This window comes from Streptomyces roseolus (assembly GCF_014649855.1).
Lineage (GTDB): Bacteria > Actinomycetota > Actinomycetes > Streptomycetales > Streptomycetaceae > Streptomyces > Streptomyces roseolus.
The window spans coordinates 23,063-40,870 of sequence record NZ_BMTV01000049.1 but is presented as its reverse complement, the minus strand read 5'-3'; the positions used below and the strand labels follow the sequence as shown (position 1 = coordinate 40,870).

Annotated in this window: 17 protein-coding genes; 8 read left to right on the top strand and 9 right to left on the bottom strand. The window is 74.6% G+C overall.

Going from position 1 to position 17,808, the window contains the following annotated elements; translation table 11 throughout:
* Positions 1-61: 61 nt before the first annotated feature.
* Together IE245_RS34985 and IE245_RS34980 are read right to left on the bottom strand one after the other, a co-directional pair.
* Complete coding sequence (locus tag IE245_RS34985; protein WP_189955197.1) at positions 62-1,282, bottom strand: acetyl-CoA C-acetyltransferase; 1,221 nt, start codon at positions 1,280-1,282, stop codon at positions 62-64.
* Between the two features lie 112 nt (positions 1,283-1,394).
* Entirely contained in the window at positions 1,395-2,438 is a 1,044-nt protein-coding gene (locus IE245_RS34980) for an SGNH/GDSL hydrolase family protein (protein ID WP_229852008.1), read from the bottom strand.
* A gap of 132 nt (positions 2,439-2,570) precedes the next feature.
* On the opposite strand from IE245_RS34980, the gene IE245_RS34975 reads away from it, so the two are divergent.
* Positions 2,571-3,956 carry a cystathionine beta-synthase gene (locus IE245_RS34975; RefSeq protein ID WP_189955194.1) on the top strand — a complete coding sequence of 462 codons (1,386 nt, stop codon included), beginning with the start codon at positions 2,571-2,573 and terminating at the stop codon, positions 3,954-3,956.
* Between the two features lie 270 nt (positions 3,957-4,226).
* Here the strand turns inward: IE245_RS34975 and IE245_RS34970 are convergent, their stop codons facing one another.
* Positions 4,227-4,967: a DUF4232 domain-containing protein gene (locus IE245_RS34970; protein ID WP_189955192.1), complete on the bottom strand. Its 741-nt coding sequence runs from the start codon at positions 4,965-4,967 to the stop codon at positions 4,227-4,229.
* Positions 4,968-5,169: 202 nt separating this feature from the next.
* On the opposite strand from IE245_RS34970, the gene IE245_RS34965 reads away from it, so the two are divergent.
* Positions 5,170-6,018 carry a MurR/RpiR family transcriptional regulator gene (locus IE245_RS34965; RefSeq protein ID WP_189955191.1) on the top strand — a complete coding sequence of 283 codons (849 nt, stop codon included), beginning with the start codon at positions 5,170-5,172 and terminating at the stop codon, positions 6,016-6,018.
* Positions 6,019-6,035: 17 nt separating this feature from the next.
* On the opposite strand, the gene IE245_RS34960 is transcribed toward IE245_RS34965, so the two are convergent.
* From IE245_RS34960 to IE245_RS34935, 6 genes are all read right to left on the bottom strand, one after another.
* A complete protein-coding gene (locus tag IE245_RS34960; RefSeq protein ID WP_189955189.1) occupies positions 6,036-6,407 on the bottom strand; it encodes a hypothetical protein in 372 nt (123 codons plus the stop codon).
* Between the two features lie 52 nt (positions 6,408-6,459).
* Positions 6,460-6,894, bottom strand: a complete 435-nt coding sequence (locus tag IE245_RS34955) for a roadblock/LC7 domain-containing protein (protein WP_189955187.1) — start codon at positions 6,892-6,894, stop codon at positions 6,460-6,462.
* Entirely contained in the window at positions 6,894-7,661 is a 768-nt protein-coding gene (locus IE245_RS34950) for a transcriptional regulator (RefSeq protein WP_189955185.1), read from the bottom strand. Before IE245_RS34950 ends, IE245_RS34955 begins: the two co-directional genes overlap by 1 nt.
* Positions 7,658-8,059 (bottom strand): hypothetical protein, encoded by a 402-nt coding sequence (locus IE245_RS34945; RefSeq protein WP_189955183.1) that lies wholly within the window; start codon positions 8,057-8,059, stop codon positions 7,658-7,660. The genes IE245_RS34950 and IE245_RS34945 overlap by 4 nt, the downstream gene beginning before the upstream one ends.
* A 150-nt stretch (positions 8,060-8,209) precedes the next feature.
* A complete protein-coding gene (locus tag IE245_RS34940) occupies positions 8,210-8,674 on the bottom strand; it encodes an SRPBCC family protein (protein ID WP_189955181.1) in 465 nt (154 codons plus the stop codon).
* 33 nt (positions 8,675-8,707) lie between these two features.
* Positions 8,708-10,033 carry a type III PLP-dependent enzyme domain-containing protein gene (locus tag IE245_RS34935; protein WP_189955209.1) on the bottom strand — a complete coding sequence of 442 codons (1,326 nt, stop codon included), beginning with the start codon at positions 10,031-10,033 and terminating at the stop codon, positions 8,708-8,710.
* 244 nt (positions 10,034-10,277) lie between these two features.
* Between IE245_RS34935 and hutU the strand changes: the two genes are divergently transcribed.
* From hutU to IE245_RS34905, 6 genes are all read left to right on the top strand, one after another.
* On the top strand, positions 10,278-11,954 hold the full coding sequence (gene hutU, locus IE245_RS34930) for a urocanate hydratase (protein ID WP_189955179.1): 1,677 nt from the start codon (positions 10,278-10,280) through the stop codon (positions 11,952-11,954).
* Positions 11,955-11,971: 17 nt separating this feature from the next.
* Positions 11,972-13,162 (top strand): allantoate amidohydrolase, encoded by a 1,191-nt coding sequence (locus IE245_RS34925; protein WP_189955207.1) that lies wholly within the window; start codon positions 11,972-11,974, stop codon positions 13,160-13,162.
* Complete coding sequence (locus tag IE245_RS34920) at positions 13,153-14,499, top strand: formimidoylglutamate deiminase (RefSeq protein ID WP_189955176.1); 1,347 nt, start codon at positions 13,153-13,155, stop codon at positions 14,497-14,499. The genes IE245_RS34925 and IE245_RS34920 overlap by 10 nt, the downstream gene beginning before the upstream one ends.
* A 40-nt stretch (positions 14,500-14,539) precedes the next feature.
* Positions 14,540-15,709 carry an imidazolonepropionase gene (gene hutI, locus IE245_RS34915; protein ID WP_189955174.1) on the top strand — a complete coding sequence of 390 codons (1,170 nt, stop codon included), beginning with the start codon at positions 14,540-14,542 and terminating at the stop codon, positions 15,707-15,709.
* Between the two features lie 84 nt (positions 15,710-15,793).
* Complete coding sequence (locus tag IE245_RS34910) at positions 15,794-16,510, top strand: hypothetical protein (RefSeq protein WP_189955171.1); 717 nt, start codon at positions 15,794-15,796, stop codon at positions 16,508-16,510.
* A 167-nt stretch (positions 16,511-16,677) separates the two neighbouring features.
* Positions 16,678-17,754 (top strand): GNAT family N-acetyltransferase, encoded by a 1,077-nt coding sequence (locus tag IE245_RS34905; protein WP_189955169.1) that lies wholly within the window; start codon positions 16,678-16,680, stop codon positions 17,752-17,754.
* The last annotated feature ends 54 nt before the right edge of the window (positions 17,755-17,808 follow it).

Below are 17,808 nucleotides of genomic sequence, written 5' to 3'. Positions count from 1 at the left end.
GCCACCGCTGCGGGCGGGTGCCGCCTTCGTCCCTCAGGCGACCCCCACCCTCCGCTACGGCTCAGCTCAGCCGCTCGATGACCATCGCCATGCCCTGGCCGCCGCCGACGCACATGGTCTCCAGGCCGAACTGCTTGTCGTGGAACTGGAGGCTGTTGATCAGGGTGCCGGTGATGCGGGCGCCCGTCATGCCGAAGGGGTGGCCGACGGCGATGGCGCCGCCGTTGACGTTCACCTTGTCCAGGTCCAGGCCGAGGTCCTGGTAGGAGGGGATGACCTGGGCGGCGAAGGCCTCGTTGATCTCGGCGAGGTCGATGTCGCCGACGGTGAGGCCGGCGCGCGCGATGGCCTGCTTCGACGCCTCGACCGGGCCGAGGCCCATGATCTCGGGGGAGAGGCCGGAGACGCCGGTGGAGACGATCCGGGCCAGCGGGGTCAGGCCGAGCTCGCGGGCCTTGGTGTCCGACATGATGACGAGCGCGGCGGCGCCGTCGTTCAGCGGGCAGCAGTTGCCGGCGGTGACCAGGCCGTCGGGGCGGAAGACCGGCTTGAGGCCCTGCACGCCCTCCAGGGTGACGCCGGCGCGCGGGCCGTCGTCCGTGGTGACGACCGTGCCGTCCGGGGTCGTCACCGGGGTGATCTCGCGCTCCCAGAAGCCGTTCTTGATGGCCTGCTCGGCGAGGTTCTGCGAGCGGACGCCGAACTCGTCCATCTCCTGGCGGCTGATGCCCTTCCAGCGGGCGAGGTTCTCCGCCGTCTGTCCCATGGCGATGTACGCGTCGGGGATCAGGCCGTCCTCGCGCGGGTCGTGCCAGGTGGAGCCCTCGGAGGCGGCGACGGCCGCGGTGCGGGCCTCGGCCTCGGCGAAGAGCGGGTTGTGGGTGTCGGGCCACGAGTCCGAGTTGCCGCGGACGAAGCTCGACACCATCTCGACGCCCGCCGAGATGAAGACGTCGCCCTCGCCCGCCTTGATCGCGTGCAGCGCCATGCGGGAGGTCTGCAGCGAGGAGGAGCAGTAGCGGGTGACCGTGCAGCCCGGCAGGTGGTCCATGCCCATCTGCACGGCGACGATCCGGCCCAGGTTGTTGCCCTGCTCGCCGCCCGGGAGGCCACAGCCCAGCATCAGGTCGTCGATGTCGCGCGGGTCCAGCTCGGGGACCTTGGCGAGCGCGGCCTGGATGATCGTGGCCGTGAGGTCGTCGGGGCGCAGGTCCTTGAGGGAGCCCTTGAAGGCCCGGCCGATGGGGGAACGGGCGGTCGAGACGATCACGGCTTCGGGCATCACGGCTCCAGGGGGCTGGTGGACGGACGGACTCAAGGGGAAGTTACCTGCACGTACCGCACGGGGTCACCGGGATCGACGTGTGACGAGGGCCTCTTTTCTAAGCGCTTGCTCAGGTGCGGGGGGAGTCCTGCGGCAGCGGTTCCTGACCGGGCTCCTCCACGCCCCCGGGGGCCGCGCCCTCCGCCTCCGCGGCCTCCGTCAGCCGCCGCCGGCGCCGGTGCTTCAGGAGCGCCCACGGGGCCCGGGCCCCGGTCACCTCCGTGCCCGCCTGCTTCGCCGCCTCGGCCGCCGCCTTCGCCACCGGCAGGATGTCCTCGCGGCGGCCCGGCTCCAGCCGGTCGGGCTCGGGCCACACGCCCAGCGCGGCGCACAGGGTCGGCAGCACGGCCATCGCCGCCGTCGCGTACCCCTCCGCCGACGGGTGGAAGAGGTCGACCCCGAACATCTCCCGCGGGTTGGCCGCGAACTCCGGGCCCAGCAGGTCGCCCAGCGACACCGTCCGCCCGCCCTGCTCCACCACCACGATCGTCTGCGCCGCCGCCAGCTGCCGCGAGGCCCGCCGGGCGAGCCAGCGCAGCGGCTGGTAGACCGGCTCGATGGTGCCCAGGTCCGGGCAGGTGCCGACGACCACCTCCGCGCCGGCCGTCCGCAGCCGCCGCACCGCCGCCGCCAGGAGCCGTACCGACTCCGTCGCCGGCATCCGGTGCGTCACGTCGTTCGCGCCGATCATGATCACGCAGACGTCCGGGGGGCCCAGGGGCTGCGCGAGCAGCAGCGACACCTGCCGCTCCAGGTCGTCCGAGCGGGCCCCCGACAGCGCCACGTTCTTCAGCACCACCGGGCGCTCCGCGACCGCGGCGAGCCCCGAGGCGAGCAGCGCGCCCGGCGTCTGACCCGCCCGGCGCACCCCCTGCCCGGCGGCGGTGGAATCACCCAGAAGGGCCAGCCGGAGCGGGTCCTCCGTGCCGAAGTTCCGGCCGTAGAGTCCGTCCACCGCCGGCGGCAGCGGAGCCGTCCCCGTGCCCACCGTCCGCTTCGCGAGCTGTGCCTCCGCCAGCAGGATCCCGACCGCGGCCACGCCGATCAGGCCGATGCTCCCGCCGCCGTACGCCGCTCCCGCCGCGATCCGGCGTGCCACCCTCGCCCTGGACATCGCGGGCGCCACCTCCTCCGAGCCGTGCCGGTCCCACCGGCCCTCCGGGGCCGTTCAGGGTCTACCTGCCCCGAAAGGCGTCCCGACTACGCATACGCTGGCCACACCATTACGGAGACCCCGGAGAACACGGTGCAATTCCACGACTCGATGATCAGCCTCGTCGGCAACACCCCGCTGGTGAAGCTCAACAACGTGACGGCAGGCATTCAGGCCACCGTCCTCGCCAAGGTCGAGTACTTCAACCCCGGCGGGTCGGTCAAGGACCGCATCGCGCTGCGGATGATCGAGGCGGCCGAGCAGAGCGGCGCGCTGAAGCCCGGCGGCACCATCGTCGAGCCCACGTCGGGCAACACCGGTGTCGGCCTGGCGATCGTGGCCCAGCAGAAGGGCTACAAGTGCATCTTCGTCTGCCCGGACAAGGTGTCGCTCGACAAGATCAACGTGCTGCGGGCCTACGGCGCCGAGGTCGTCGTCTGCCCCACGGCCGTGGACCCGGAGCACCCGGACTCGTACTACAACGTCTCCGACCGCCTGGTCCGCGAGACGCCCGGCGCCTGGAAGCCCGACCAGTACTCGAACCCGAACAACCCGCGTTCGCACTACGAGACCACCGGTCCCGAGCTGTGGGAGCAGACGGAGGGGAAGATCACCCACTTCGTCGCGGGCGTCGGCACCGGCGGCACCATCTCCGGCACCGGCAACTACCTGAAGGAGGTCAGCGGCGGCACGGTCAAGGTGATCGGCGCCGACCCCGAGGGCTCCGTCTACTCGGGCGGCTCCGGCCGGCCGTACCTGGTCGAGGGCGTCGGCGAGGACTTCTGGCCCACCGCCTACGACCGGAACGTCACGGACCGGATCGTCGCCGTGTCCGACAAGGACTCCTTCCAGATGACCCGCCGCCTCGCCAAGGAGGAGGGCCTCCTGGTCGGCGGCTCCTGCGGCATGGCCGTGGTCGCCGCGCTGGAGGTCGCCCGGGAGCTCGGCCCGGACGACGTCGTCGTCGTGCTGCTGCCGGACTCCGGCCGCGGCTACATGTCGAAGATCTTCAACGACGAGTGGATGGCCGACTACGGCTTCCTGGAGGACACCTCCACCGCCACCGTCGCCGACGTCCTGCGCCACAAGTCGGGCGGCCTGCCGTCCCTCGTCCACATGCACCCGGACGAGACCGTCGGCCAGGCCATCGAGGTGCTGCGCGAGTACGGCGTCTCCCAGATGCCGATCGTGAAGCCGGGCGCCGGCCACCCCGACGTCATGGCCGCCGAGGTGATCGGCTCGGTCGTGGAGCGCGAGCTCCTGGACCACCTCTTCACCCGGCAGGCGCAGCTGGAGGACCCGCTGGAGGGCCACATGTCCGCGCCGCTGCCGCAGGTCGGCTCCGGTGAGCCGGTCGCCGACCTGATGTCGGTCCTCGGTGACGCCGACGCCGCCATCGTGCTCGTCGAGGGCAAGCCGACCGGTGTCGTCAGCCGCCAGGACCTGCTGGCCTTCCTGGCCAACGGCGGCGGCAAGTAGCCGTCCGGAGGGGGCCGCGGGCGTTCGCGCGGGCGTTCGCGCAAACGGTACGCGTGCGACACGTCCACGCAGCACCCGCTTAACACGCCTCCGGCAGAGTGTTCTCCGTCGGCGTCACGGAAACCTCCGGAGCGGCTCCCGGACCTCTGACGACGCCGCGGACGCGGAGACCGGCCCTGACCCGGGCCCGTGTCCCCCGCGGGGACCGCCGTCGTCCCGCCCCCCAGTGATGGGGGTGCGGCGGTCCCCGCGTCAGACTTCCCGGCGCGCTCAGAGCCGGGTGATCGGGCGCATGGCCAGGCCCTCGGTGCCGGCCCAGCCGTTGACCCGGGCCGCGTCGTCGACGGAGACGGTGCCGAGGCCGTCGGGCAGGTCGAAGACGAGCGTGCCGCTCAGCTCGGTGCCCTCGCCGGCGACCAGGGTGGCGGTGAACCGGTCGGACCGGTCGTACTCCGCCTCGCCGCCCTCGTCGTCGCCGAAGACGTACAGGCCCGCGTAGGCCTTGCCGCCGCCCTCGACGACCACGGGCTCGTCGTCCGGCTCGCCGAGCGTCTCGACGATCGGGGCGGAGTTCCCGGCCCGGAGCCGGACGATCGGCGCCTCGTTGAGCACGCAGGGCGTCCTGCTCCGGTTGGTGACGGTCAGCAGGAAGTGCCGGGGGGTCTCCCCGGGCTCGTCCTGGAGCGCCACGTGCGTGCCGAGGCCCGCGGCCTCGCAGTCGGCGTACTCGGTGCCGTTCCCGCCGCCGGTCTCGCCGCTGTCGCCGGTCCCGGTCGCCGTGGCCGTGGACGTGGGCGCGGCCGAGGGGCCGCCGCCGGTCCCCGGGTCGGTGGTGGGTGCGGCGGGCGCCGTGGTCCCCGCCGCACCGGTCGGTGACGCGGTGGCCCCGGCGCCGTCGTCCCCGCCCTGGCAGGCGGCGGTCGTCAGCAGGGCCGCGACCACGGCCGCGCCGAGGACGGCGCCGCGCGGCCCCCGGCGCCCCGAACGGGCTCTGACCGTCGTGGAGTTCATGTCGTTCCCTCTTCCCCCGGTGGCCGGTCCGGGCCGGCCCGTCTGTGAGCGTCATCGGTAGTGTTGCCGCGCGGGGGCCGGGTTCCACGGGGAGCCGGCGTTTGTGACAACCCCCGGACGAAGCGGACGCCATGACGTGACCCTCTGCATATCCTTATGCAGGCAAGGCCAGAGATGAATGGATGGGATGAAGGGGGACGGCATGAGCGACAGCCCGGCCGGGCGGCTCCAGGCGCTCTTCGAGGGGCACCGGCTCACGCCCACGCAGCGGCGGATCGCCCACTGCATGGTGCGCCGGGCCGCCGACGCGCCCTTCCTCTCCAGCGTCGAGCTCGCCGAGCTCGCCGGCGTCAGCCAGCCCTCCGTCACCCGCTTCGCGGTCGCCCTCGGCTTCGACGGCTACCCGGCGCTCCGCCGCCACCTGCGGGAGGTCGCGCCGCCCGCCCCCGCCGAGGCCGGGGACGCGGAGGACGGCGGGCACAACGAGTACCAGCAGGCCGTCCTCGCCGAGATCGAGAACCTCCGGCACCTCGCCGGGCTGCTCGCCGACCCCGCGCCCGTGGAGCGCGCCGGCCGGCTCCTCGCCGGCTCCCGCCCGCTGCTCGTCCTGGGCCTGCGCGCCGCCTCCTCGCAGGCCCGCGGCTTCGCGTACTTCGCCGCCAAGGTGCACCCGGACGTCCGGCTGCTCGACGAGGGCGGCTCGATGCTCACCGACCGGATCGACGCGGCGGTCCGGGCCGGGGCCGACGCCCTGCTCTGCTTCGCGCTGCCCCGGCACCCCCGCGAGGTCGTCGAGGCGCTGGAGTACGCGCGGGCGGCCGGGCTCACGGTGGTGACCGTGGCCGAGTCCGCCTTCGCGCCCGTCGCCGCCCACTCCGACCTGCTCATCCCGGCCGCCGTCGGCACCGGGCTGGCCTTCGACACCGCCTGTGCGCCGATGCTCCTCGGCCGGGTCCTCCTGGAGGCCATGGCGGACGAGCTGCCGGACGCGCAGGCGCGCCTGGAGCAGTTCGACGCGAAGGCCGCGGAGCGGGGACTGTTCGTCGAGTAGCGGGAGCCCGGCGGCGGTCAGACCTCCAGGTCCGCTTCGAGCTTCTTCAGCTGGTGGCGGGCCATCGCCAGGTTGGCGCGGTCCTTCGACAGGGCCAGGTACAGGAAGAGGCCCTGGGAGGTGCGGCTCTTGAGGAGCCGGATGAGGTGGTACTGGGTGCCGAGGGTGATCAGGATGTCCTCGATCTCCTCGTCGAGGCCCAGCATCTCCATCGCCCGGACCTTGGCCCGGACCACGTCGGTGTTGCCGGCGGCGGCGACGGTGAGGTCGAGCTCCTTGCCGCCGCCGATGGTGCCGAGCGCCATGCCGCTGGTGTAGTCGACGAGGGCCGCGCCGATCGCGCCGTCGATCGCGACGGCTTCCTTGAGGGCGGTTTCGACGTTGGTCATGGTGCGACTTCCTTCTGTCTTCCGTACGGATCGGATTGCGTGCGGTGTGGGGTCAGTGGGCGGCCCCGCGGTCCAGCGCGCCGTCGACGAGTTCGCCGATGCGGACGCTGGAGCGGCGGGCCTCCAGGTGGAGCCGGCCCACGTTGATGCGGGGTTCGGCGAGCAGGGTGAGGACGGCGGAGCCGCCGGCCGCGTACGTGGCGACGTAACCGTCCTCGCCCCGTACGAGCAGTTCGCGGAAGCCGCCCTGTCCGGTGGACTCGGTGAGCCGCCGGCCGACGCCGAGCGCGGCGGCGGTCAGCGCGGCCACGCTCTCCGCCGCGCCGTCCACGGTGTCGTGGGCGAGCACGAGGCCGTCGGCGCTGGCGGCGAGCGCCCCGGTGAGCTGGGGCAGCCGGGCGCGCAGGCGTCTGAGCTCGCCGAGCACCTCGGCTTCGGCTGTCATCAACTGTCTCCTCTCGGCGCGCAGGCGCAGAGCACGCCTCATCACAGGTGTGCCTCCAGGGCGTCACGGAGCCGGCGCAGCAGGGCGATGTCGGGGTCGGACACCGGGGGGACCGGCGGGAAGGCCGGGGCGGGCGGTGCGGGAGCGGCGTCGGGGGCCGCGTCGAGCGGGGTCTCGACGAGTCCGGCGGCGGCGAGCCTGCGGACGTCGAGGAGGGTGTGGAAGGCGGGGCGGCCGAGGTGCCGGGCCAGCTCGGCGGGGGTGCGGACGCCGTCGGCGGCGGCGAGCAGGGCGCGCCGGCGGGCGCCGACGCCCTGGTGGGGGGCGGCCGGGCGGGGCACGACGGGGGCGGTGTCGACGGAGGCGTACGGCCAGACGGCGTCGAGGAGCTCGCGGCGGCGGAGGGTCTCGCGCTCGACGGCCTCGGCGGAGACCGGGCGGACCGTGCCGAACCAGTGGCCGACGCCGTACCGGAAGCGGGTGGGGCCGCTGGTGGGGGAGAGGGCGAAGAAGGCGGCGTCGAAGACGGCGCCGAGGTGGCAGATCTCCAGCTCGCCGTCGCCGAGCCGGCCGCTGTCGACGAGGAAGCGGCCGACCGCGCGGTGCGCGCCGGCCCGGTCGACGGCCTCGTCCCAGCCCTCCCGGGGCAGCCGCCCGGCGGTGGTGAGGAGGACGTCCATGCCGGGGGCGGCGGGGCTCTCCGCGTGCACGACGCGGCCGTCGACGAGGTAGAGGGTGCCGTGGTCGCGCAGCAGGGCGCCGGTGGCCCGCTCCGCCGCGAGCCGGACGAGCATGGGGGAGACGCTCATCCGAGGACCAGCCGCTCGGCGAGGTCGCCGAGACGGATGCGGGCGAGGGCGAGGTTGCCGGTGTCCCGGTCGAGCCAGAGGTGGAGGAAGACGCTGCTGTCGAAGGAGGTCCGGACGAAGCGGAGGACGTGGTAGCCGGCCCGGGTGGTGACGATGAGGTCCTCGACGGGCGGTTCGCCGGTGTCCCCCTCGGGGCCCTCGGCGCCTACGGTGAAGGAGTCGAACTCGGCCGCGGCGCGGGCGAGCTCCGCGGTCTCGGCGGCCGTCGTCTCGTGGTCGCCGACCGGCGACTCGCCCGCGGTGCCGAGTGCGAGGCCGCTGTTCCAGTCGACCAGCCAGGCGCCGCGCGCGCCCGGCAGGGTCATGGCCTCGGTCAGGCACTCGTCGATTCCGGGCACGCGGGTTCCCCTCCCGATACGGCGTGCGAGCAACGGCAGTGACGGTGACGTTACTGAACGGGGCGGTCCCGGGAGGGGGTTCTGGCATTTTCCATCGGAACATGCCCAGGGACGACCGGAATCGAACGCGGAAGGGGCCGGAAGCGGGGGTCAGTAGCGGGACTCGACCGCCCGCGCGATGTCGTCCAGGTCCTTCGCGAGCGCCTTCGAGACGGCCTTCGCGCCGAAGCGGGCGAGGAGGCGGGCGAGGAGGTTCTGCCGGCGGCCGTCCGCGGGGCGGGCGGAGAAGGCCATCCGCAGGACGCTGCCGCCCGGCCCCTCGGCGCGCAGCGACAGCTCGGAGACGTAGCGCATGCCGTGCGAGTCGGCCACCGTCACGTACCGGTCGGGCGGTTCGCACTCGGTCACGGTCATCTCCTCCGTGGCCTCCTTGCCGAGCATCTTCCGGGTCTCCCGCCAGCGGGTGCCCACGTCGAAGCCGCCCTCGGTGAGCACCTCGACCCGCTGGACGCCGGAGAGCACCCGGGGCAGGTCCGGCAGGTCGGTGATCGACTCCCAGACGCGGCCGGGCGAGGCGGCGACCCGGCGCTCCACGACGACGGTTGTGGTGGTCATGGCTCCCATCGAAGGGGGTTCCCGGGGGCTCCGCTACCGGACGAGCGCGTCCGCGTGCGCGCCCCCGGCCTCGGCGACGAGCTCCTGGGAGGTCTGCCCGGGCCGGACGAGGGCGAAGGAGACGGCGTCGTCGTCGGCGACGGTGAAGCCGTGGACGGCGGGGCGGGGGAGGCTGTTGTAGGCGTAGTGGTGGGCGAAGGCGTACGCGCCGGTGTCCGGGACGGCGACCACGTCGCCGGGGCGGAGCGGCGGCAGCGCGCGGCCGGCGGCGAGGAGGTCGCCGGCGAAGCAGGCGGGGCCCGCCACGTCCTGGACGGTGGCCGCGCCGGTGCGGGGGCGGCCCTCGGCGTCGTACGCGAGGATCCGCAGCGGCCAGGCCTCGGGGGCGTACACGGTGCGGGTGGCGAGCTGCACGCCGGCGTGGGTGACCGCGATCGGGCGGCCGCCGGAGGTCTTGGTGTACTCGACGCGGGTGAGGACCGTGCCGTGCTTGGCGAGCAGCGAGCGCCCGAACTCGGTGACGAGGCGGTAGCGGCCGTCGAGGAGGCCGGGGACGGTGGCGGCGAGCAGCCGGGCGTAGTCGGCGTGGGTGGGGGTCTCCTCGTCGGAGGCGAAGTTCACGGGCAGCCCGCCGCCGATGTCGAGGGTGTCGATCTGCGGGCGGCCCGCCTCGGCGTTGATCTCCTCGGCCAGCTCGTACGCGGCCCGGACGCCTTCGGCCATCAGGGTGAGCGGAATGCCCTGGGAGCCGGTGTGGGTGTGCAGCCGGGTGAGCCAGGGCCGGTCCAGGTACGCCCGGACGACGGCCTCGCGGGCGCCCTCGTCGCGCAGCGCGACGCCGAACTTGGAGGTGGCGGTGGCGGTGGACAGGGCGCCGATGGTCCCGGCGCCGATCTGCGGGTTGACCCGCAGCCCGAGCGGCGAGGCGGTGGGGGCGGTGGCGACCAGGGCGTCGATCCGGGCCAGCTCCTGGAGGTTGTCGGCGTTGACGGCGATCCCGAGGGCGAGCGCCTCGCGGAGTTCGGCGGGCGTCTTCGCGGGCGAGTCGAGGACGGTGCGGGACGGGGGCACGCCGGCGGCCCGCGCGAGCGCCAGCTCCCCCGGGCTCGCCACCTCCGCCCCGATCCCCGCGTCGGCGAGCAGCCGCAGCACGGGCACGAGCGGGGCGGCCTTCACGGCGAAGGCGTGCAGCACCTCGGCCCGGGTGACGGCGGCGAAGGCGCCGGTCAGGGCGGCGGCGGAGGCGCGGATGCCGGCGGTGTCGAGGAGGGCGACGACGGGGGCGGCGGGGGAGAGGAGTCCTTGGGCGACGGCGGCCCGGACGGCGAGGTCACGGCGGGAGGAGGCCATGGGGTCCATCCTGGCGGGCCGGGCGCGGGGCGTCACGGGTGCGTGCGCGGGGCGGGGCCCGGGCGCGCGCGGGGCAGGGTCCGAGCGCGCGCGGGCGGGGCGGGGCGCGGGGCGTCGCGGGGCGCGGGGGAGCGGGGCGTCGCGGGGCGCGGGGGTGCCGGCCGACGCGGGCCCGTCCGACGCGCCCTGTTGACTACATCTATTCAGCAGTCCAGGATGTGAATATCTGAACGACATTCGAGGAGGCTTCGCCATGTCAGGACCCCGCCCCGTTCGGGCCCCGCGCGGTACGGAACTGAGTGCCCTGGGATGGCAGCAGGAAGCCGCCCTGCGGATGCTGCAGAACAACCTGGACCCCGAGGTCGCCGAGCACCCCGACAAGCTCGTCGTCTACGGCGGCACCGGCAAGGCCGCCCGCGACTGGCGCTCCTTCGACGCCATGGTCCGCACGCTGAGGACGCTGAAGCAGGACGAGACCATGCTCGTCCAGTCCGGCCGTCCCGTCGGCGTCATGCAGACCCACGAGTGGGCGCCGCGCGTCCTCATCGCCAACTCCAACCTGGTCGGCGACTGGGCCAACTGGGAGGAGTTCCGGCGCCTGGAGGCCCTCGGCCTCACCATGTACGGCCAGATGACGGCCGGCTCCTGGATCTACATCGGCACCCAGGGCATCCTCCAGGGCACCTACGAGACCTTCGCCGCCGTCGCCGCGAAGAAGTTCGGCGGCACCCTCGCCGGCACGATCACCCTCACCGCCGGCCTCGGCGGCATGGGCGGCGCCCAGCCGCTCGCCGTGACGATGAACGACGGCGTCGCCATCTGCGTCGACGTCGACCCGCGCGCCATCGAGCGCCGCATCGAGCACCGCTACCTGGACGTGAGGGCCGACGACCTCGCCCACGCGCTCCGGCTCGCCGTCGAGGCCCGCGACGCCCGCCGCCCGCTCTCCATCGGCCTCCTCGGCAACGCCGCCGAGCTCGTCCCGCAGATGCTCGCCGAGGGCGCCCCGATCGACATCGTGACGGACCAGACCTCCGCCCACGACCCGCTGTCGTACCTCCCCGTCGGCATCGCCTTCGAGGACATGGCCGACGCCGCCGCCAAGGACCCGGCCGGCTTCACCACCCGCGCCCGCGAGTCCATGGCCCGGCACGTCGAGGCCATGGTCGGCTTCATGGACGCCGGCGCCGAGGTCTTCGACTACGGCAACTCGATCCGCGGCGAGGCCCAGCTGGCCGGCTACGACCGCGCGTTCGCGTTCCCCGGCTTCGTCCCGGCGTACATCCGCCCCCTCTTCTGCGAGGGCAAGGGCCCCTTCCGCTGGGCCGCCCTCTCCGGCGAGGCCTCCGACATCCACAAGACGGACAAGGCGATCCTCGACCTCTTCCCGGAGAACGAGTCGCTGCACCGCTGGATCAAGATGGCCGGTGAGCGCGTCCACTTCCAGGGCCTCCCGGCCCGCATCTGCTGGCTCGGCCAGGGCGAGCGCGACAAGGCCGGCGCCATGTTCAACGACATGGTCGCCGACGGCACCCTCGCCGCCCCCCTCGCCATCGGCCGCGACCACCTCGACTGCGGCTCGGTCGCCTCCCCGTACCGCGAGACCGAGGCCATGCTCGACGGCTCCGACGCCATCGCCGACTGGCCGCTGCTCAACGCCATGGTCAACGTCGCCTCCGGCGCCTCCTGGGTCTCCCTCCACCACGGCGGCGGCGTCGGCATGGGCCGCTCCATCCACGCCGGCCAGGTCTCGGTGGCCGACGGCACGAAGCTCGCCGGCGAGAAGATCCGCCGCGTGCTCACCAACGACCCCGGCATGGGCGTCATCCGCCACGTCGACGCCGGCTACGACATCGCCGAGCGCGTCGCCGACGAGAAGGGCGTCCGCGTCCCGATGCGCGAGGGCGCCGAGGACGAGGCCTCCGCGTGAGCGACAGCTTCCACGCCATGTGGCGGTCGCTGCGGCCCCTCGGCCGCAGCGCCGCCACCGGTGGCTACCGCCGCTACGCCTGGACCGGGGCGGACGCCGACTGCCGGCTCTGGTTCCGCATGCAGGCCGAGGCCCGCCGCCTCGACGTCGAGACCGACCGCAACGGCAACCAGTGGGCCTGGCTCGGCGACCCCACCGCCGGCGACGCCGTCGTCACCGGCTCCCACCTGGACTCCGTCCCCGACGGCGGCGCCTTCGACGGCCCCCTCGGCGTCGTCTCCGCCTTCGCGGCCCTCGACGAACTCCGCGCCCGCGGCGCCTCCTTCCGCCGGCCCCTCGCCATCGTCAACTTCGGCGACGAGGAGGGCGCCCGCTTCGGCCTCGCCTGCGTCGGCTCCCGCCTCACCTCCGGCCAGCTGACCAAGGAGAAGGCGTACGAGCTCCGCGACGCCGACGGCATCACCCTGCCGCAGGCCATGGAGGCCGCGGGCCACGACCCCGAGACGATCGGCGAGGACCGCGAACGCCTCGACCGCATCGGCGCGTTCGTCGAACTCCACGTCGAGCAGGGCCGCGCCCTCGACCTGTCCGGCGACGCCGTCGGCGTCGCCTCCACCATCTGGCCGCACGGCCGCTGGCGGTACGACTTCCACGGCGAGGCCAACCACGCCGGCACCACCCGGCTCGTGGACCGGCGCGACCCCATGCTCACCTACGCCGAGACCGTCCTCGCCGCCCGCCGCGAGGCCGAACTCGCGGGCGCCGTCGCCACCTTCGGCAAGATCTCCGTCGAACCCAACGGCGTCAACGCCATCCCGTCCCTCGTGCGCGGCTGGCTCGACGCCCGCGCCGCGGACCAGGACGCGCTCGACGCGGTGATCGCCGGGATCGAGACGGCGGCCCGCGACAAGGCGGCCGCGCACGGCATCGACCTCGCCGTCGTCCGCGAGTCCTTCACCCCCGTCGTCGAGTTCCGGCACGCCCTGCGCGACGAGCTGGTGCGCCTCCTCGGCGGGAAGACGCCCGTGCTCGGCACGGGCGCGGGACACGACGCCGGAATCCTCTCCGCGTCGGTCCCGACCGCCATGCTGTTCGTACGGAACCCCACGGGCGTCTCGCACTCCCCGGCCGAGTTCGCGGCCGAGGACGACTGCGTCGCGGGCGTCCGCGCACTCGCCGACGTACTGGAGGGCCTCGCGTGCCGCTGACCACGACGTACTGGCTGGAGCACGCCTGGCTCGGCACCCGCGCCGAGCCGGGCGTCGCCCTGGACGTGTCCACGACGGACGGCCGCATCACCGCCGTGCGCACCGGCGCGGACGCCCCGCCGCCCGGCGCGACCGTCCTGCGCGGCTTCACGATCCCGGGCCTCGCGAACGCCCACAGCCACGCCTTCCACCGGGCCCTCCGGGGCACGGTGCAGGTGGGGAGCGGCACCTTCTGGACCTGGCGCGAGGTCATGTACACCGTCGCCCAGCGCCTCACCCCGGAGACGTACTTCGCGCTCGCCCGGGCCGTGTACGCCGAGATGGCGCTGGCCGGCATCACGGCCGTGGGGGAGTTCCACTACCTCCACCACGCCCCCGGCGGCACCCCCTACGCCGACCCCAACGCCATGGGCGAGGCCCTGATCGCGGCCGCCGCGGAGGCCGGCGTCCGCATCACCCTCCTCGACACCGCCTACCTCTCCTCCGGCTTCGGCGCCGCCCCCGAGCGGCACCAGCTCCGCTTCAGCGACGGCACGGCCGAGCGGTGGGCCGAGCGGGCGAGCGCGCTGAAGGACCGGGAGGGCGTACGGATCGGGGCGGCGATCCACTCCGTCCGCGCCGTCCCCGCCGACCAGCTCTCCACCGTCGCCCGCTGGGCCGAGGAACGGCGGGCCCCGCTCCACGTCCACCTCTCCGAGCAGACCGCCGAGAACGAGGCCTGCCACGCCGCCCACGGCGTCACCCCGACCCGGCTCCTCGCCGACCACGGCGTCCTCGGCCCCCGCACGACCGGCGTCCACAACACCCACATGACGGACGCCGACATCGCCCTCGTCGGCTCCACCTCCACCGGCACCTGCATGTGCCCCACGACGGAACGCGACCTCGCCGACGGCATCGGCCCCGCCGTCGCCCTCCAGAAGGCCGGCTCCCCGCTCTCCCTCGGCAGCGACAGCCACGCCGTCGTCGACCTCCTCGAAGAGGCACGGGCCATGGAGCTGAACGAGCGCCTGCGCAGTCACGTCCGGGGCCACTGGACGGCCGCCGCCCTCCTCCGCGCCGCGACCGCCGACGGCCACGCGGCCCTCGGCTGGACCGACGCGGGCACCCTGGAAGCCGGGGCCCTCGCCGACTTCACGACGATCGCCCTGGACACCGTCCGCACCGCCGGCCCCGTCCCCCGCCTGGCCCCGGAGACGGCCGTCTTCGCGGCGACGGCGGCGGACGTCCGCCACGTCGTGGTCGGCGGCAGGAGGATCGTCCAGGACGGCGCGCACGTCTCCGTACCGGACGTGGCCCGGGCCCTGGCGGACTCGATCGCCGCGCTCAGGGACTGACCCCGCCCGCACCCACACGCCCGCCCCACCGGAGAGCACCTTGACCACCACCGTCATCACGAACATCGGCAGCCTGGTCACCAACGACCCCGCCCTCGGCGAAGGCCCCCTCGGCCTCGTCGGGAACGCCGCCCTCGTCCTCGACGGCGAGACGGTCGCCTGGGCGGGCCCGGCGGTGCGGGCCCCCGCCGCCGACCACCGCGTCGACGCCGCGGGCCGCGCCGTCCTCCCCGGCTTCGTCGACTCCCACTCCCACCTCGTCTTCGCGGGCGACCGCACCGCCGAGTTCAACGCCCGCATGTCCGGCCGGCCCTACGAGGCGGGCGGCATCCGCACCACCGTCGCCGCGACCCGCGCCGCCACCGACGCCGAACTGTCGGCGAACGTCGCCCGGTACACGCGCGAGGCCCTCCGGCAGGGCACCACCACCTTCGAGACCAAGTCCGGCTACGGCCTCACCGTCGAGGACGAGGCCCGGGCGCTGCGCATCGCCGCGGAGCACACCGACGAGGTCACCTACCTCGGCGCGCACATCGTGGCGCCGGACCACGCCGACGACCCGGCGGCCTACGTCGACCTCGTCACCGGCCCGATGCTGGACGCCTGCGCCCCGTACGCCCGCTGGATCGACGTCTTCTGCGAGAAGGGCGCCTTCGACGGCGACCAGGCCCGCGCGATCCTCACCGCCGGCAAGGCGAAGGGCCTCCTCCCGAGGATCCACGCCAACCAGCTCTCGTACGGCCCCGGCGTCCAGCTCGCGGTGGAGCTGGACGCGGCCAGCGCCGACCACTGCACCCACCTCACGGACGCCGACGTCGACGCGCTGGCCTCCGGCGACACGGTCGCCACGCTCCTGCCGGGCGCCGAGTTCTCGACGCGCGCCGCGTGGCCGGACGCCCGCCGCCTGCTCGACGCGGGCGTGACCGTGGCCCTCTCCACGGACTGCAACCCGGGCTCCTCCTTCACCTCCTCGATGCCGTTCTGCGTCGCGCTCGCGGTCCGGGACATGCGGATGACCCCCGACGAGGCGGTGTGGTCCGCCACGGCCGGCGGCGCGGCGGCCCTCCGCCGCACCGACGTGGGCCGGCTGACGCCCGGAGCCCGCGCCGACCTCACCGTCCTCGACGCCCCGTCCCACGTCCACCTCGCCTACCGTCCCGGCGTCCCGCTGGTCGCGGAGGTGTGGCGCAGGGGCGTGCGGGTCGCCTGACGTCCCGACAACCCAAGGGCGCGCGAAGCGCGTTGAGTAGCCGTACTCATGTGGGCGGCCCGGACCCGCCCGCATGATTCCGGCATGACCACGTCGCAGCGTCTCCTCCGCACCCTCGCCCTGACGGCCACCGCCCTCGGCACCCTGACCCTGACCGCCTGCGGCACGCAGGGCGCCGCGGGCAGGCCCGCCGCCACGGCGGCCCCCGCGGCCGTCACCGCGAGCCCGTCGCCCCGGATGCTCTCCGGGAAGGACCTGGAGAGACATTCCGACCCGACGGTCCGGGCCCAGGCGATCGCCCTCCGCATCGCGGACACCTGCTCCCCGGGCTCCGCGATCGAGCTGCCCCCGCTCCCGGACGTCAGCCTGGTCGCGGAGACGGTCGGCCCGCCGGTGCGGACCCCGTCCGAGGAACCCGTCCCGCTCCCCCCGGACCTGCCCGAACCGCCCGGCCCCGAGGCCACCGTCTCCTACGACGAGGTGCCCCTGGACGAGGTCGACCGGTGCGCCGCCGACGCGCACGCCGACCGCGTCCGCGCGGCCTTCGCCACCGGGGCCCCGGCCGACGAGGCCGCCCTGCGGAAGGCGCTGGCCGGTGCCGACTTCCTGCCGGAGAGCGTCCACCGGATGCCCGGCGACGGCGCCCTCCGGGCCCGGATCGACCTCCGTGACCTCTCCCCGAACGACAACCTGGCCCTGGAGGTCACCGCCACCGCCACCGGCGTCCGCGTCGACGCCTTCGGCGCCCCGATCGCGGGCGACCCGGACATCACCGGGATCCGCCGCGGGCGGACCTCCTGACCCTCACCCCGCCGCCGCCCGCCCCGCAAGCCTCTTGTGCACCGAAGCTCCCCTCCGTGATCGAAACGCCGAGTATGCCTGCCGGGGAGCGGTTCGGACCGGTACCGTCCTGTCCTGGCAGTGCTCAGGGGGATGACCGGGGGGTCGGCTAGGTGCGTGCTTGGCGTGTGGGGATCGTGCGGCCGGGGGAGCTGGGCGCACGGGAGATCGAGGCGTGGCGTGAGCTGAGGGCCAAGTCCGGCGCGCCCGCGAACCCCTTCATGGAACCGGAGTTCACCCTCGCCGTCGGGGCCGTACGGCCCCGGGCGCGGGTCGCCGTGTGGTGGGAGGACGGCGAGCCCGTCGGCTTCTTCCCGTACGAGAAGGGGCCGCTGGGGCGCGGGCGGGCCATCGGCTTCGGCGTCTCCGACAGCCAGGGCGGCGTCTTCCGGCCCGGACTGCGGCCCGGCACCGAGGCGCTGCTGCGGGCCTGCGGGCTCGTCTTCTGGGAGTACGACAACCTGGAGGCCGGGCAGCCCGTCTTCGAGGGCGCCGCCGACGAGTCCTTCGCCTCCCCCGTCATCGACGTCGGCGAGGGGTACGCGGCGTACGAGGCGCTGCTGCGCGTCCAGTCGCCGAAGTTCCTGAAGACCACCCTCGCCAAAGACCGCAGGCTCGCCCGGCAGGCCGGCGGCGAGCTCCGCTTCGTCTTCGACGAGCGCGACCCGGCCGCCCTGCGCACCCTCATGGAGTGGAAGTCCGCGCAGTACCGCCGCACCGGCCGCGGCGACCGCTTCGCCCAGGAGTGGATCAGCGCCCTGGTGCGCCGCCTCCACTCCCGGCGCGCGCCCGGCTGCTCCGGCGTCCTGTCCGTCCTGTACGTCGGCGACCGCCCGGTCGCCGCGCACTTCGGGCTCCGCTCGGCGACCGTCCTGTCGTGCTGGTTCCCCGCGTACGACCCCGAGTTCGCCAAGTACTCCCCGGGGCTCGTCCTCCACCTGAGGATGGCCGAGGGCGCGGCGGCGGCCGGGATCGGGATGCTCGACCTCGGGCGGGGCGCCGCCGAGTACAAGGACTCCCTGAAGACCGGCGAGCTCACCGTGTACGAGGGCGCCGTCACCCGGCCCGACCCGCGCGCCGTCCTCCACCGGCTCCGCCGCGAGCCGGTCCGCGCGGCGCACGCCTACGTCCGCGCCCGCCCCGAACTGGCCGCCCGCGCCCGCGAGGCCCTGAACACCCTCGCCCGCCTCAAGGGCGACCGCTAGCCGCGTGGCGGCACCGACGGGCCCGCGTCCGGCCCCGAACCTCCCGTCCGTCCC